The sequence below is a fragment of the Galbibacter mesophilus genome (assembly GCF_023721415.1).
Lineage (GTDB): Bacteria > Bacteroidota > Bacteroidia > Flavobacteriales > Flavobacteriaceae > Galbibacter > Galbibacter mesophilus.
Map to the genome: position 1 here is coordinate 100,174 of NZ_JAMQVC010000002.1, position 16,983 is coordinate 117,156.

Here is a 16,983-nt window from a genome sequence, read left to right on the forward strand (position 1 = left end):
GTATTACCTATAATTTTAGAGAATGACTAACCAACTTACATTTTCTGTTGTAGTATTACCTATTATTTAAGAGCTATCTTTTTCATGAAATCTACATTGTTTTCCCTCACAAACGTTTACTGAAGTTCTTTAAAAGAAATTGCTTTGCTTTAGGAGTTTCTGTTTTAATTATCAGATTTATAATATTTTAGATATTACTTTTTGAAATAATCTTCCCTGTGTCCATTTTATCTTATGTTTAATTTCGATTGTTGCAAGGATATCTTCAAATGTGATAATCTTGGTTCTACAAGTTGGTTACTTTTACTAAAAATTGCTATGCAAAGAAAAAATGAAGCATTTAAAAGAAGTTTTCAAAAGTTAAAATAACCTTTTAAGGTAGTTAGCCTTGCACAATGCTAAACTGTGCTTTTAAAGGAATTTTTTTTGATAGACTTAAATTGTTTCAATAGTGGTGGTAACATAGTTACCAGGTTGGTTTGTTTAGGAGAAAGGTCCTATTTAATAGGGCCTTTTCTTTTACTGCAACATCCAAGACACTGATTTGCTACCAATGAAAGTTGTAAAATGTATAACCAATCCTGTATCTTTCCATTGGGTACAGCTAAATTATAATCAATATGATAGCTGCTTTTTTATCGATTAAAGAATTCGCAAGTTTCCAAACGGAAGCCGTGGAAAAAATTCGATTGGCTACTGAATCTGGTGGAATTTACGTGAGTAACGTAAAGAAGGGTACTGCCATTATTGGTGCTTCGGAAGAAAATACTAAAGACCATTTTGCTTTTAATTACTTTCAGCATTTCAGTAAATATGAATATAGCGGAATGTTCTATGACCACGACAATTTTAAGCTTACAAGCTTGGTGTATCCTTTGCTCGATGCTTATAAAAGAGACTTAAAAATTATTTCTTTTGATATTATTTACCATCGTGTCAATCCAATAGCGCCTAAATATTTACCACTGAAGAGAGATATTAGGCAATTTGCAAACTTGTTTATTAAGAACATAATCTTTAGTCAAACCCATACCAGTTTAAAAAGTACTAAAATACGATGGAAGTCAGCCGAAAGCTTACTTACTGGAATTATATATTATTTAAAAAAGCACCATCCCGAGAGTTGCACCATACCACATGTTATAAGTATTATCAATGAATATACCTTAGTGGAAATCACTAAACTATTGAATGCGGATGATGAAGTGGTTAATTTGTCTTCGGAATTTTTGCAGTTGGCAAATAACGAACCGACAGAGCTCAAAACACTTATAGATTTTTTAAAAGATTATTTTCATCAAGTAAGCACCGAAAGGATTTTTATGGCCTTATCTAAGGATGAAATAAATTTAAAAATTTTCTCCAATGCGGATAAGCATGTGATATCGGTTGTCAATAATCCCTTAAAGGAAACCGTTTATTCTCCTCTACTTTCGTTAGTGTTGAATACATCTATGAAAGATAGAAAAGAGTTTAAGAAGAATTCTTTTCTTTATTACAAGGAGTCGCAATGCTTTTATGTTTATCGCTTGCACAGATTGTTTTCAAAGTTGAGAAGAAACAATGTATCCATTGTATATGAATTGGATGAAAAGTTTCAAAACGACTTATTTTATGGTAACAGAGTCAGCGACAATATTTTAAGCAGATTGTCCTATAAATTCATAGGCAAAGGCGTAAGTCAAATTTCGGCTAGATATAGTCAAAAAATGATTCAGCGTGTTAAAGATAAAGCGAATAGGATAGTGAAAAACGAACGCTTCGGGATGCAAAAATTGATTCTCCGCTACAGCAGTAATTTATCCCGAATTCTATCCAATAAGTTTACAAAGCTAAAATTTGGAGAATTCATCGGCCGACTCGATGATAAAGATATTATTACCAAGTTTGATACAAAAGAACAACAACGCATTAAACCTTTACCAGAAAGGGTCTACACATCTAAAGAACTCAGCGAGAACTATGAGAAAATTTTAAAGGATGTAGCCTTGATAAAGAAAGAAATATAAGCTTGTTAAACTTACTAATTACAGTTATTGGAATTCCTATAAAGTAAAAAGCTATCTCCAAATAGAGATAGCTTTTTTGATGTTTCTGATTTGTATAAACAATATTTAAATAGATTTTATTTCTTCACAATCTTCGTTTGAGCCACCATTTTACCTTTTTTATCTACCAATCGTAGCAAATAAACACCTGCCGGAAAACGACTCATATCAATCCTTCCTTGGTTAGACGCTTCTACCTTGAAAGAGCTGACCAATATTCCACTTAGATTGTATAAGTATCCTTCGCTAAGTACGGCCTTGCCAACCAGTTGATAACTAGCTTCACTTCGCACCGGATTCGGATAAATATTGATAGTGAACTTTTCAGGTGAATCCGCGTTTGGTAAATCAGCAATAGATTGCGCGCTGCTACTTGTCACTTCAAAAATAACCGATAGTGGAATTCCAGCTTTCCCTTTTCCGTTTTTCTGATCGTAAGGTGTAGCGGTAACATAATTGGTTCCTAGCGGAAATTCAACCGCATTAAGGTCCGTACCATTATTTTTATCACCTTTCAAAGCGTACGGAATTACGTTTTCCTTCTGAAAATTGGTTTTTCCGTTAAAATCGAAAACAACACTTTGAGTTCCAATGGCTGTAGCATTCGCAACAATACTAAATGCATTCGCATCATAATCATCTAAGTTTATAACGGTCCCATTTTCTAAAGTTCCAATTTCTTCATCCGTTTCGGCATTGAAGAGTGTGAAACTAGAAACCATCAATGGTGATTGCGTTACTTCAAAAGAAACTGTTAACGGAATACCCATCATGCCGCTACCATTTTTCCCCGAGTAGGGAGTCGCGGTGATGGTGTTATCACCCAAAGGAAACGCCACAGGGATGAATTCTGTTCCATTTTTCTTATCGCCATCCAGTGCGTATGGAGCGATATTTTCTTTCTGGAAATTCTCTTTTTCATTAAAATCGAAAATCACGCTACCTACAGGCAAATCGCCAATATTGGCAACCACGCTAAACGCATTTGCGGTATAATCATCCAAATTGATAACATCTCCCTCTTCAAGTGAACCAATTTCTTCATTGGTGTCGGCATTAATAAGCGTAAAGCTTACCACTTCAGGAGCGTCAAGTACATCCAATGTAACTGGAATGTTGATTTCTGAACGGATAGGATCGTTACTACTTACCACAATATCACCGGTAAAGGAAGTATTGGCTTCAAGTCCTTCCGCGGAAAAAGTTATAGGCACTTCGGCTGTTTCTCCAGGCTCCACCGTTCCAGAAATAGGAGGTGTAAAAGTAATCGCCAATCCGTCTGTTAAGAATTCTGTATTGAAAATCACTTGAAGGCCTGATAATCCTCCAGGGCCTTCCAGACCAACCGTGCTGCTTGTACGAATGGTGGAATTCACATTTTCGTATTGCATTTTTATACTTCCATCAGGAAATAAAATTACTTGAAAAGTTACCGGATCTGGTACGGGTAAGAAAGGCGGAAAGCCAAACCCTGGAACTGCTTCGTACTGAACGATAAAATATTCCGAAGTCCCCATGTAGAAGACACCCGTTCCGTTTTGTGGCTCCAAATCGTCCCAAAGTCCTGCAATAAGCATATTCGGATTGGCAGGATCTGGAATTTGAGTATTGATAAAGTTACTTCCAGTTATTTCAGCAAATGTTAAAAATCCGTTTGCTCCAATCGTCACACTATCTTGCTCTTCTCCGAAGAACTTAAATGGAAAAGGAAGTGCAACCGTTTCTTCATCATCAGCGCCAACATTCGCTACTTCACCACTTTCACTTATATCCATAAAATCATATGCCGGTCCGCCACTATTATTGTCTACCCAAGTGTATCCAAATGTTCCCGGACCGCCACTGGCATTGAGTGGGGAAGGACCAACTCTGGTATCCAACGCTTCTTTGCTTCTAATTTTTGCATACTCCAGTTTTTCATAGGTCGCCACTTTTTGATTGGCTTCACCTGCCTTACCGAAAAAGGGTGGTGATAAGGCATAATTAAGTGTTGAATTACCGGTATTGCTAATTGTAACGGTTTCTGTGATTTCTTGCTCACGAACCACTTCTAGGTTCAAAGAATCTGGAGTCACTTCAATTACAGGAGGATCAACCCCTTCTCCAAAAAGATACACTATGGCGGTTTCCATTCCAAAAGCATCATTGCTTTCAATAATTATTTTGTCCTCTATAAATCCGACCGAACTTGGTTTAAAGGTAACCCCAATTTGTAGGGTTTCGTCGGGAGCTAAGGTTATTGGTGCAATGGTATCTAAAATAAAATCACTGGTTTCATTGCTTATCGATGTAATTTCTAAATCTTTGGAACCGGTATTTTCCAGCAAGAAATTAGCTTCAGATTCCAAACCAACAAAAATTGGGTCGTATTGTAAAGTATCTGGAGTTACAGAAATTTCAGGAAAACCAATCACCGTTAATTCAAAAAGAGCGGAGTTTAACGAATCGCTTGGAGCGTTACTGGACACCATGAGCTCGTCAAAGTACACGCCGTCGTTCAATTCAGTAGCATCTAAAGTAACCGATAATTGTTTAGAGCCTCCGGCTGGAACAACTCCCGAAAGCGGACTCACATTACTGATTAAATCTGTAAAGAAGATGGATGGTTTTACAAAGCGAATTGCCAAATCATCTTTTATATATTCGGTATTAAAAGCAACTTGAGCACCATCAGTACCATCAAAGTTTTCTATACCTACTGTGGCAGTATTTCTAAACGGAGCGGTTTCTACATCCTCGTAATAAAAATCGATATTTCCATCAGGGAATAAAACAATTTGGAAGGTAACTGTTTCATCTACTTCACCAAAGAATATTGGTGCTTGCGTCCATTGAACCACAAATTTACTTCCATCATCAAAATAATGAACCGATCCATTGTCGTTTTGCGGTTCCAAATCGTTCCAGAACGCAGCTATCACAGCGTTTATGCCATCTTCGGTTGGAATTTGTGTATTTACGTATGTCAATCCGCTGGGATCTTCAAACGTTACGAATCCATTCGCATTAATAATTACCGAAGCATTGGTTTGTCCATAGAATTCAAAAGGAAAAGAAATGGCAACTTCAGTAGAACCATCCCCACCAAGATCGGTAGTTATTTCTGTTCCTACTGCTGTAATGTCTTCAAAATTAAAAACAGGTCCGCCGGGCTCATCACTATCTATCCAAGTATAACCAAAGCCATTGTCCGTTCCAACACTGTAATCAACACTAGCACCTTGCCGGTTGTCTTTAAAACCTTTTTCCTGTTGCAGGCTAAAACTTTCAAAATTTATCCGTTTGGTGTCATTCAATTTCACATTAGGATCGGCTAGAGCAGCCGCCACGGCGAGATCTGGAAAGGAAAAAATTAATGGTGCCTTTCCATCATTTTTAAGTGTGATTTCTGTATCAATGGTAGTTCCCGCATCGGTGGTAAGCATAACTTCCTGAGGGTCTAAAACCGCGATTGGCGGTTCTACACCCACGCCATTCACAACCACTTCCAGTGTTTGGGTGTTATCGGCGTCACTTTCAATGGTAATAATTCCATTTATATTTCCTGCTTCGGAAGGTGTAAAAAGCACTTTCACTTCTAAACTATCGGAAGCTGCAATGGTTGCGGAAGTTGGATCAACCGAGAAATCGGCGTTATCCGAAGCAATATTAGAAACATTCAATTCTGCGAGTCCGTTATTTATTATGGTAAACGAACGTTCCCTTTCTGCGCCAATAAAGACATCATTGAACAATATGAATTCCTCTGAAAGGGCAATTTCTGAAACTTGTCCGGCAACTTCAAAAGTCGTAGCTACGGAGGCTTCAGGTGTAACGGGATCATTACTTGCTACCAAAATATCACGATTGTATGTACCGTTGGCCAAATTTTCGCCGTTAAATGTAACCGTAACATCTACCGATTGTCCCGGAGAGATGGTTCCTTCCGAAGGTTCAAGCGTAATGTAACTTTCTTCGGAAGCTCCGCTAAGCGCCCTAACAAAAAATACAAACCCCGACGGATTGTAAGTGGCGCCGCCATCTCCGCTGAAAAAATAAGTATTAGGCCTTTGGGTGGCATCGTTATCTACCCCTTGCGGAAATTCAATACCATCAGGGTATTTGTGTACTACCCAAAAAGACTCGCCAGCCGTAAACGTAAGTGACTCGCTGAGTTCTTCTGCAACTAGAATACCTTCTTCGCTGGTTTGGTTGAATGTTTGGGTAAGCAGTAATTCGCCATCGTTGGGAGTATCACCGCCACGATAGATTTCCAAAATAACTGGAGCGTCGGTAACCGTTTCTGTACGGTACCCATTTCGTACCGCTGTAAGGGTAAACTCGTTTTCAGCGTCAAATTTTACAGCACTTGTATAAGCGCTTGTTTGTACGCCAGCAAAATTATCAGGAAACGGAATGCCGCTATCATAAAAAATGGAATCTTGAAAAGTAGCATTGTCTAGAATTTGAACAGAAGGCACACTACTTTTTTCAATTACTCCTCTTGACTTCTCTTTAAACGGACCTGCATTTCCTTCGCCATACCTTGCTAAATCCAGATTGCTTAAAAGTAAATCTGTTGGAGCGGAAGGGCTATCAAACTGAAGCGGCCCAAGCGATGTTGTAAAATCCAAATCGCTTTCTCCTGAGTTGGAAATACTAAAAGTTTCCGTTTTTACAGGAGGCATATCTGTTTGTACATTCACCGAAGCGCTCAATGAGTCTGGATTTACACCAATGGTTGGTGGTTGCAAAACGGTTAGTGAAACCGGAATATCCACCGGAGAGTTTACAGAATCGTTGCTATTTACAGTGAGAGAGGCTTCGTAATTTCCTGGGTCAATCGCTCGGGCATCAAATTTAACTTGAACCGTTTGGGAAGATCCTGGTGGAACTACGCCTGCATTGGGAGCCACCGATACAAAGAATGCATTAGGATCGCCATCAGTAATTTCCAAGTTGTCTACATCAAAGGTAGATCCTGTTTCTTCCATTGCTGAAAGAAATACCGCCTGTTCGATTATAGGGGCAAAACCCTGTCCTGAAAACACCAATTCGTCATCAAAATAAATGGAAAAAGTAGCATCATCTTTATCAACGATTATTCTCAATTCGAAATAGCCGGAAGGGATGGATGCTTCAATTTGAACAAAATTGGGATCTGTTAGTACATCAATAGTTCCATCGGCATTAAAGCGTAATCTAGTCACCACGGAGCCAGCAGTTGGCGATTGCGGAATTACTTCCCAAGTAGTGCCGCTTCCTTGAATATTTATTTGTGCACTTAACACCATAAAAGGTTCGTCTGCTGGAGAAATGCTGGGCGAAAGCGCTAAAATACTTCCAGGTCGCGTGCCTCCAAGTCCGTCTGAAACACCTCTAAAATGCTGGTTTCCTTCAAAAGAGTTTTCAGTAGAAATAATCCAGTTATCGGCGTATTGAGAAGCCCAGCCCAATTGTCCGTTGAGGTTACCAGGGGTGAATTCCTCAAAATCGGTAGCGTAAAGGGAAGTTATTACTTCCGTAAAGTCATTATTTTGAGTTTTTACCAAGGATGCTATTCCGGATGTTTTAGCCGAAAGATTGGTAAATTGCTTTTTACTTTTACCCGCTTTGGTGACAGCTTTGTTACTGAGAGCCACTTTTTCAGCGAATTCCATCGGCGGTTCATCATTTACGGTAATATTAAAATTAAGATCGGCATCACCGGTATTTTCAATAACTAAGTCACGGGAGACAATTTGTAGCTGCTGAATGGTTTCTTCAAAAGAATTAGGCGTGACTACCAAAAACGGAGTTTCCGTGCCGTCCAGTACCCTTACTTCAACAGGAACGGCTATGGCCTCAACCAATTCCGGCGCAGTAATGAAAAGCGTGTCGTTGTATACTCCTTTCAATAATCCAGCGGTATTTAATTTAATTTCCAGTGAATCTGAGCTTGCAGAAGGAATGGTAAGTTGTTGCGGTTGGATAAGTTCAATGGTCGTATTTCCAGCATTAGCTGCAGCTGTTGCCGTAATGGAAACATCTGCAATATTGGAAATAGTAATCGTTCTTCTTATGGTGTCGCCAACAAAAAGCTCCTCATCTATAGAGTTTGGAGAGACCAATAGAGGTGGAGCTTCTGCATCGTTTATAACCCATCCCATATCTTTAAAAAGTCCGCGCGTAATATCTCCAATATCAAAATTGGATTCTGCGGTTCCCACTTGTGGAGTCATTAAGGAATTTACATCACCTGCTGGGAAAGCCGCTTCATCCCAATGTGCTAGGCTGGAGCCTCCCTGCCAATTAGACGGCGCATACAGTTCTGGTCGCATACCGGCCAAAGCGGCAACGGCAAACGTGCCTCCCATGAAAATATCACCACCTGTAAAGGCATCGCCTAGTTCAGTGGAAGGATCTGGAAAGTCCAATAACGAAGTTCCATCGCCATCTTCAATAAAAACGCCAAAAATAGACGGTAAACCGTTAGACCGAAGTGTTCCAACTCCGTTGTTGAATCCGCGAACGGTGGTAAAACCAAGTCCGTGTCCTGCTTCATGTAGTGCAACCGTAACAAAATCGAACAATCCAGAAGGCGTGTTTCCATCGGTGCCGAAATACCACGGAATACCATTTCCAAGGTTTACGATTAAATCGAAGTTTTCATCAGGAAAAAGGGTTTCACCAGCAATGGCATTTGCCAATGCTGCTGGATATAAAACGTCGGGATCGGGAGCTCCTGGAACTCCACTAACGTTGTACGCCGGACCGGCAGAAGCAAGTACTCCTGGGCCGAGATCGGCAAAATCTGCAAAAATTTTAATAGGGACGGGGGAGACAATTTGAGTAGCCCAAATATCGAGGGCAAATTGAAAGGCTGCTTGTGCTTCTGGGTTGGCTTGTGCGCCAGGACCGTATGTTACTTGAATTTCGGCTGTAGCCACATTTTGCATACGCTGTTGAAGCCCTTTACTTCGCTCGGGAGGAATATTGACCCGAGTGTTCATGTCTTGAAATTTAGCAGGACAAATTACTGGGGTTGCCGGTAATTTTTTTGGCTGCTGAGCGAATACATCCAACTGGCAGAAAAAGGAGAGGAGGAAGGCCAGTGCAAGATGTATGGGAAAGTAATTTTTTCTCATAGTTATCTGGTTAATATGTTAAAGAACTTATTGTCAGCAATTTAATAAAACTTATCGAGGAAATTGGCGTATTATCGATGTTTTTTATGTTAAAATATTAGTTTACAGATAATTATGATTCTTCAAAAAAGCATTAAAATAGGCGCCTTTTTGGGGACAGTTGTGTGTAGTCTGAAACAATAAAACTTCCAATAATCACTGATTGTGTGTACGTACACATATTTTTACATATATTTGTTATGTGTACGTACACACATTTTTGAAAGTCGTAACCAATCAACAAAAAATATAATAATGAGCAAAGTAGTAGTTTTAACAGGTGCAGGAGGAGTTTTATGTAGTACATTGGCAAAAGCATTGGCAAAAGAAGGTCGCAAAGTTGCAGTTTTGGATTTGCGTAAAGAAGCCGCGGACAAAGTAGCAAATGAAATAAAAAATGATGGAGGCGAGGCATTGGGTGTAGCCGCAGATGTTCTAAAAAAAGAATCGTTGGAAATCGCAAAAAAAGAGATTAACGAAGCTTTTGGTTCTGTAGATATTTTGGTAAACGGAGCGGGAGGAAACCATCCGTTAGGAACAACATCCAATCCGCATTTTTCAAAAGAAGATCTGGAAAACAAGGCAGAAGGATTTAAAACGTTTTTCGATTTGGATAGTGAAGGAATTCAGTTTGTTTTTAATCTTAATTTCATCGGTACATTGTTGCCAACACAAGTATTCGCCAAAGATATGGTAGGTAAACAAGGATGTAGTATTTTAAACATTTCTTCCATGAATGCCTTTACGCCATTAACCAAAATACCAGCTTACAGTGGAGCAAAAGCAGCAGTTTCTAATTTCACCCAGTGGCTGGCAGTTCATTTTTCCAAGGAAGGAATTCGCGTAAATGCACTGGCTCCTGGATTCTTCTTAACCGAACAAAATAGAACCTTACTAACACAGACGGATGGAAGTTTAACGGAAAGGGGTACAACCATTATCAATCAAACCCCGATGGGTAGATTTGGTGAGCCGGAAGACCTTATTGGCACCACCCTTTGGTTATGTGGGGAAGGAGCTTCATTTGTTACCGGAGTTGTAGTGCCGATTGATGGTGGTTTCAGCGCTTTTAGTGGAGTATAGTATTTTTCTAATTATAATTTAATCTCGTAGTTAAAAATCAGTCTGCCGACCTTTGTTGGCGGGCTGTTTTTTTACTCACTAAATGTGATTTGCAATGCCTTGATTGCTTACACCGAGGTTGTTTACTAATTATTCTCAACATTATTTGCAACGTTTACTCTTCAGCAATAAAATCTTCAATTGCCAAAAAAAATAAAAAGTAAGTGTCCCTCACCGTATTAAAATTTATTTGAGACAAACTTTTAGCCGTTGATTGTTCATCATAATCAAAAGAGATGGAAGCGATGTCAAAACCCAACGTGTTTTGGCTATTCGGCTTACGTTGTCCCAAAATACTGTCGTTAAGGGTTATAGAACTATTGAGAAAATTCCGTTGTTCCCTCGTTTTGGTATGGAGGTGTTGTTTTTGATTGGTGTTGAACATTAAAATGAGCTCGTCCGTTTTTAAGCGTTCATCGCCTTCCAAAGCTCCTAATGTGATTTTTGCTAAGGATTGAGGTTCCGGTAATTTGTTTATCGATGGAATATTATACAAGTAGCCACCTTTTACAATTGGTTTGCATCCGTGTATTAACGTGAATTTTTTCTTCGGAAGGTTTTTGTCTTCGTAGATTAAATATAGCAACCATCCTGCCGCGCTGCCACCGAGCAAATGCCCTTGCGCGGCTCTTACATTGGCTACCGTGAACTCTCCGTTGACGTTTTTTTTGTTTTTTAATAAAGAAGTGACATCAGCAAAGCAAACGTAAGGCTTTGCTATACTATCAATTTTATCAGCTATAATTTCTCCTTTTACGGATTGGTAGTTTGCATCTCCTGGGAGTTTTATTTTAATTTGATTATAGGTTTCAATACGTTTTATTTCTTCTGAATATAGGTACTCCGTATTTCCTTTTACCATTTCGCCTTTTTCGTAAGGGTAAGTTGCTGTCCAATACAAACCGGCGAAAACGATATTTTCAGCTGAAATAGGAAGTTGTAAATGTGCTGAACTCGAACTAAACGTTTCCACATCGTAATCTATATCCGTATAAACCATAGCTAGCCGATCATTTTTTTCGGCTCCGTAACCTATATGATTGTATGGTTCTGAAGCATGGATGCTCAAAATATTATTTCCAATCACCGTACTCTCTCCCTTGAGAACAAACTCATTTTTTGGAAACAATCCTTTTTCTTGTCCATTTGCAATAGAGGAAATAAGAAAAACAGAAATTAGAACCTTTTTTGTGAAAATAGATTTCATGAAAACGAGTAAGTGTTGTTCTCTTAAATATACTAAAAACTGCTGATTTTAAGGATGTTTATTAAAACGGTCTAATTCTGTTGAGAAATGAAATTTAAAACGGTGCAAAAATTCCTTGTGATTTTAGTGTAAAATCTACTGAACTTTATATTTTTGCAATCACAAAATACGGGATGTGGCATCCTGAAGCTTGGGAGTAGCGCACGCGATTCCTCTCAAACACAAACCATCGAACAGGTGAAATTGCCATTAACGGGATGTGGCGCAGTCTGGTAGCGTACACGCATGGGGTGCGTGTGGTCGCAGGTTCAAATCCTGTCATCCCGACAAGATAATGTCTGGCTTTGAAAAAAGTTGGGCATTTTTTATTAAAACCTGAGCCAAGCTGGGCTTGAGGGAATGGATTTAATAAAAAAGGGACGAAACGTTGTAGCGGCAGGCATTATTTTGCAACAAATGCGATGTAAGGGGATTATAAAAATCCTGTCATCCCGACGAATCTAGAAATAATTTAAATAAAAAACCACTGTTAGTCTTTTAGATTTTCAGTGGTTTTTTTGGGTTAATTGACTATTTCTTGACAATCGATTCATTCATATTAAACATTTCTTAAGGCATAGAATATGTTGCTTTATGGTAGTTTTGGCTCAAAATAAAATGATTGTCAAGACTTTTCTAGAACGTTAGAATTTTCACTTCAATGTTTTTCAAATTACATATAAACAATCAATCGGGGGTATTTTTTTTCAGGAGATGGTCTAAGAAAGAATCATTTGAAAATTTATTCAATCAATTTCTAACTATAAACCAATATAATCTACGAGAAAGAATATTTTTTTAATTAATGCAGTAAATATTTGTTTCTGATAAAATAATAAATTACTATTGTAGGAATGATACTATTATTTTTCCGTTAAAAATTAACTAAAACCACCTCTAACCCCGTGAAAGGTAAATTATTACTCGTTTTTATTCTATATTTTTTCTTAACCCACTCAGTTGAAGCTCAAATACTAGATGCGCAACTTTTAGAAATGAAATTCTCGAATGACGGGTATCCACAAAGGTTTACCAAAGCTGAGAATGGGTTTTACTTCATGGCAAATCGAAAGGAATTGTGGTTCACAAAAGGAACTGTTGCCGAAACTAAGCTTATAGCCGATTTTGGTAGATCGGGTAGCATACGTAATATATTGCCCGTGGGCAACTCTGTTTATTTTGTTGGCGAGAAAAATTTCGGAAGTGTTGAGTTGTGGGTTAATCATGGTACTGAAAATGAGGTGATCCAACTTACAAATAGAGATTTAACATTTAGTCAAAGCGAATCTATAATTAATCTAATTGTTTTAGGGGATAGGGTAATATTTAGTGCTTATGCAGAATCTCATGGTATGGAACTTTGGATTACAGATGGAACAGAAATTGGAACTCATGTGTTAAAAGATATCAATATAGGTGAAGAAAGTAGTTCTCCTAGTAACTTTTTTATTTTTAACCAGCAACTAATATTCAAAGCATATACTCAAGAAACAGGGATGGAATTATGGACTACAAATGGAACAGAAGAGGGTACTGTTCTTTTAAAGGATATCCGAAAAGGAGAGGACAGTTCGATGAATGTAAGTGTGGGATATCAAGTCTATAAAGATAATTTTTATTTTTTTGCAGATGATGGCATAAATGGCTATGAACTATGGAAAAGCAACGGTACATCAAATGGCACCAATTTGTTTAAGAATATCAATGAGGGAACGCTTTACGACGGAAGTGGATCTACAATGAAAGGTGGGGTTCTGAATGATAAATTAATATTTTTTGCCAATGATGGCATTCACGGCGAAGAAATTTGGCAGACTGATGGTACTGAAGAAGGGACGAATTTATTAACAGAATCAATAGAAGGAACAGCAACATCCTTCGGATCTGGTTTAAGCGAATTCGTATTTTCTAAGAAGAAAGCTTTTTTCAATATCCGAAGTTATCATGATGAGAATGATGGACTATGGGTTTCAGATGGTACAGAGGATGGTACACAGTTGATAAAGAATGTTTTAGCTAGCCATTTAACATTTGATTCAACTGAAGAGTCTATTTATTTTTTCGGTAGCGGTGATAGTTATTTCAATAAACCGTTATGGAAGAGTGATGGCACGCCCGAAGGAACGAAAATGGTTTCGGATACCGCACTTTCTTCGAATATAAGTTCTCACGAAAACGACATAATTTTATTAAATGAGAAAGTATTTTTTGCGGGTGAAACTGAATTTAACGGAGTAGAAATGTGGAAATATGATGAAGATAAAGATGAAACATCGTTCTTTTATGACTTTAATCATGTCTACGGAGTAAGTCCAACACTTCTAACACCTGTTGGCGATAAACTTTTTTTCAGAGGGAATAAAGAAGGTACCTTCGATTTACTGACTTCCGATGGGACCTCGGAAGGAACTAGGTATCTTACAATAAATACTGAAGGTCAAGGAGTTGATGATGAATCTGAATTCATAAATTTCAATGGGAAACTAGTGGTCAGTGCAAATGACGGAGTACATGGATATGAATTATGGATAAGTGATGGAACCGTAGAGGGAACCAAAATGATAAGGGATATAAATCCAGGTAGTGCTAGTAGTATGTATAATGAGGAGTATTTAAAAACTTTTACTGTTATAAATGATAAATTATACTTCATGGCAGATGACGGCGTTCACGGTTTTGAACTTTGGGCTACCGATGGTACGGAAGAAGGAACTTATAGAATTACGGATATTGCAAAAGGTAGTGGGAACCGATATGACAGCAATCCTCAAAACCTGGTGTGGTACAAAGACATGATTTATTTCTCATCTTTTGATGGCGGGATTGATGCAATTTATAAAACAGACGGCTCTTCATCTAATGTTTCCAGAGTTGTTAATATAAAAAGATTAGAATCTATCAGCGTTATAAATGATAAACTAATTATAGTTGCAAATACTTCAGATACCACCTATGGACCACATGATATTTGGGTTTCAGATGGAACCTCTAAAGGGACCTCTCATTTAATGTCTTTTGGCGATGGTATTGATAGTTCTATTCGACTTCTTACCATTCTTAATGATGAATTGTATTTTATCGCCCGCTATCCAAATCCTAGATATGAAAGTTTTCCAGAATTTTCAGGTGAAACTGTTTATAAAACGGATGGTACAACGGAAGGCACTATTCCACTATTTATCGGCAGCGAACATTCCATTCACAATCCAGATGTTAACAATCTAATTACCTGTGGAGAGTATGTCTATTTTGGAGTTGGTGATAGTTTTAACGTTGCAAAAGAGCTTTGGAGAACAGACGGTACGGCAGAAGGTACTTTGCCGATTGTTACACAACAAGAAGGAGTGATAAACATAATAGAGGACATAGAGTGCTATAGAGATAACGTTGTATTCCGACAGTATGCTTATCCAGAAAAACTATGGATTACAAATGGGGATCCAAGCAATGTTAATAGCATGGATTTCAATATTATTAATGGTTCACTTTTTAGTAGATATTCTAGTTTAACCACTGTTGGGGATAAGCTATTTTTTGAAGGAACTTCTGATAAAAGCGGTAGCGAAATTTACGTAACTTCTCCTTTGGAAGTTAGATCCTCAGAGAATTTTGTAGATGAGGATCAAGATGGAGTTATAGATATTTTTGATGAATGCCCAAACACCCTTCAAGGAAACGAAGTTAATAAATACGGTTGCGCAAATAATCAATTGGACGATGATAAGGATGGCGTAACAAATGATAAGGATGAATGCCCCCAAACTCCCGTTGGAGAAGAAGTTGACACCAAGGGATGTTCGGAAAGTAGTTATTTAGATGAGGACAATGATGGAGTAAATGACACTCTTGATAAATGTTTCAAGACTCCTGTAGATGAAATTGTAAATGATGACGGATGTTCTCAAACTCAACTTGATGACGATGAAGATGGTGTAATGAACGATAAAGACATTTGTCCGGAAACACTTCCTCTCTATCCAGTAGATGAGAATGGTTGTCCTCTTGTTTTCGACCTTCCTTCGAACAATTTTACGATAGAAACTACTGGTATAACATGTGAAGGTAAGAATAACGGCCGATTATTAATTAGGGCGAGTGAAAGCTATAATTATGTCGCCAAGGTAAACGATGATTCTTACAACTTTACCACGGAATTATCTATTGAGAATCTTTATGCAGGCTACTATGATCTTTGCATTACAATACCGGAACAAACCGATTTTAAGAAGTGCTTTAAATTTTATATTCCAAACGCATCAACGGTATCAGGAAAATCAACAGCAGTTATTAATGAAAAAGGATTATCAGAACGAATAGAAATGCTTTCAGGAACTGCTCCCTATTCAGTTGTGATTAATGGAGAAAAAGTTTTAGTGACCATGTCTTCAGCATTTTCAATTGAGGTTAAACATGGAGATTTGTTGCAAATTTATTCTAAGTTTCATTGTGAGGGAACTTTCGAGAAAAGGGTTCAATTTGAAAATGCTGTAAGTGTGTCACCTAATCCAACTCATGATTATGTTTTCGTTGATCTTCCAAAACAGAATGATTCTGACATCACTGTAAGAATTTATAATTTAAATTATCAATTGATAGAGTCTAGTTTGTACACAAAAAATAATGAAACTTTAAAAATAGACATGAGGCATTTATCATCTGGAGTTTATTATGTACAGATTGGTAGCCGTAATTCCGTGGTTCATAAAATTGTGAAACGATGAAAAAGCTTATTTTAATTCTTATTATATTCTCACATCAAGCATGCAGTAAATCTGATGACAATGAAAACGGAGAGGCACCATCGAATCCTCCCGAAATAATGAACTTACCACCTTCTATTCCAAATAAAGTATATCCAGATAATGGTTTATTATGTTTAGATAATCCCCTCGAATTTAAATGGAATCCTTCAACAGATAAAGAAGGAGACTCTATTGTCTATATAATTGAAATTGCTAAAGACGAAGCGTTTGAAAAAATCGTGGAAAGTAGAGAGGTTTCAAATTCGAGTTTAAGACTCTCACTTGAAAAAGGTATTCAGTTTAATTGGAGGGTTAAAGCCAAAGATATTAATGGCAATTATAGTGACCATTCCTCAGTTTGGAAATTCTACACAGAAGGAGAGGGAATAATTAATTACTTGCCATTTACCCCTGAATTGATTAGTCCTAAAGCATTTTCCAAGGTAGATAACAGTATGGTAAATTTAATTTGGTCTTCTAGTGACGTGGATCAAGATAGTCTTACATATGATATTTATTTCGGAACCATACAGCCACCTCCATTATTGCAGGAAAACTTTGAAACGATTTCCTACGAGATTTCAATATCTTCGGGAAAAACTTACTATTGGAAAATTATAGCAAAAGACGATAATGGAGGAGTCAGTGAAGGAAGTGTATGGGTTTTTAAAAGTTAAATT

General features: G+C 37.7%; 6 protein-coding genes and 1 tRNA gene. 5 read left to right on the top strand and 2 right to left on the bottom strand.

Annotated elements, in window-relative coordinates; translation table 11 throughout:
• Nucleotides 1–620: 620 nt before the first annotated feature.
• Nucleotides 621–2,009 (top strand): type IV secretory system conjugative DNA transfer family protein, encoded by a 1,389-nt coding sequence (locus tag NDQ75_RS07415; protein ID WP_202026823.1) that lies wholly within the window; start codon nucleotides 621–623, stop codon nucleotides 2,007–2,009.
• A gap of 116 nt (nucleotides 2,010–2,125) precedes the next feature.
• On the opposite strand, the gene NDQ75_RS07420 is transcribed toward NDQ75_RS07415, so the two are convergent.
• On the bottom strand, nucleotides 2,126–9,154 hold the full coding sequence (locus NDQ75_RS07420) for an Ig-like domain-containing protein (protein ID WP_202026824.1): 7,029 nt from the start codon (nucleotides 9,152–9,154) through the stop codon (nucleotides 2,126–2,128).
• Between the two features lie 294 nt (nucleotides 9,155–9,448).
• Between NDQ75_RS07420 and NDQ75_RS07425 the strand changes: the two genes are divergently transcribed.
• Nucleotides 9,449–10,276 (top strand): SDR family oxidoreductase, encoded by an 828-nt coding sequence (locus tag NDQ75_RS07425; RefSeq protein ID WP_202026825.1) that lies wholly within the window; start codon nucleotides 9,449–9,451, stop codon nucleotides 10,274–10,276.
• A gap of 154 nt (nucleotides 10,277–10,430) precedes the next feature.
• Here NDQ75_RS07425 and NDQ75_RS07430 read toward each other — a convergent pair whose 3' ends face one another.
• Nucleotides 10,431–11,522, bottom strand: a complete 1,092-nt coding sequence (locus NDQ75_RS07430; RefSeq protein ID WP_202026826.1) for a hypothetical protein — start codon at nucleotides 11,520–11,522, stop codon at nucleotides 10,431–10,433.
• Between the two features lie 253 nt (nucleotides 11,523–11,775).
• On the opposite strand from NDQ75_RS07430, the gene NDQ75_RS07435 reads away from it, so the two are divergent.
• The 3 genes from NDQ75_RS07435 to NDQ75_RS07445 all read left to right on the top strand — a co-directional run bounded on the left by NDQ75_RS07435 (nucleotide 11,776) and on the right by NDQ75_RS07445 (nucleotide 16,980).
• Nucleotides 11,776–11,849, top strand: a tRNA-Pro gene (locus tag NDQ75_RS07435).
• Nucleotides 11,850–12,619: 770 nt separating this feature from the next.
• The gene (locus tag NDQ75_RS07440; protein WP_202026827.1) at nucleotides 12,620–16,282 is read left to right on the top strand and encodes a T9SS type A sorting domain-containing protein; all 3,663 of its coding nucleotides are present in this window, start codon (nucleotides 12,620–12,622) and stop codon (nucleotides 16,280–16,282) included.
• Nucleotides 16,279–16,980 (top strand): fibronectin type III domain-containing protein, encoded by a 702-nt coding sequence (locus tag NDQ75_RS07445; RefSeq protein ID WP_202026828.1) that lies wholly within the window; start codon nucleotides 16,279–16,281, stop codon nucleotides 16,978–16,980. The genes NDQ75_RS07440 and NDQ75_RS07445 overlap by 4 nt, the downstream gene beginning before the upstream one ends.
• Nucleotides 16,981–16,983 lie beyond the last annotated feature (3 nt).

Bases quoted from the DNA above. Each gene is read 5' to 3' on its own strand.
- NDQ75_RS07440 (WP_202026827.1), top strand. From the start codon at position 12,620: ATGGCAAATCGAAAGGAATTGTGGTTCACAAAAGGAACTGTTGCCGAA.
- NDQ75_RS07425 (WP_202026825.1), top strand. From the start codon at position 9,449: ATGAGCAAAGTAGTAGTTTTAACAGGTGCAGGAGGAGTTTTATGTAGT.
- NDQ75_RS07430 (WP_202026826.1), bottom strand. From the start codon at position 11,522: ATGAAATCTATTTTCACAAAAAAGGTTCTAATTTCTGTTTTTCTTATT.
- NDQ75_RS07420 (WP_202026824.1), bottom strand. From the start codon at position 9,154: ATGAGAAAAAATTACTTTCCCATACATCTTGCACTGGCCTTCCTCCTC.
- NDQ75_RS07445 (WP_202026828.1), top strand. From the start codon at position 16,279: ATGAAAAAGCTTATTTTAATTCTTATTATATTCTCACATCAAGCATGC.
- NDQ75_RS07415 (WP_202026823.1), top strand. From the start codon at position 621: ATGATAGCTGCTTTTTTATCGATTAAAGAATTCGCAAGTTTCCAAACG.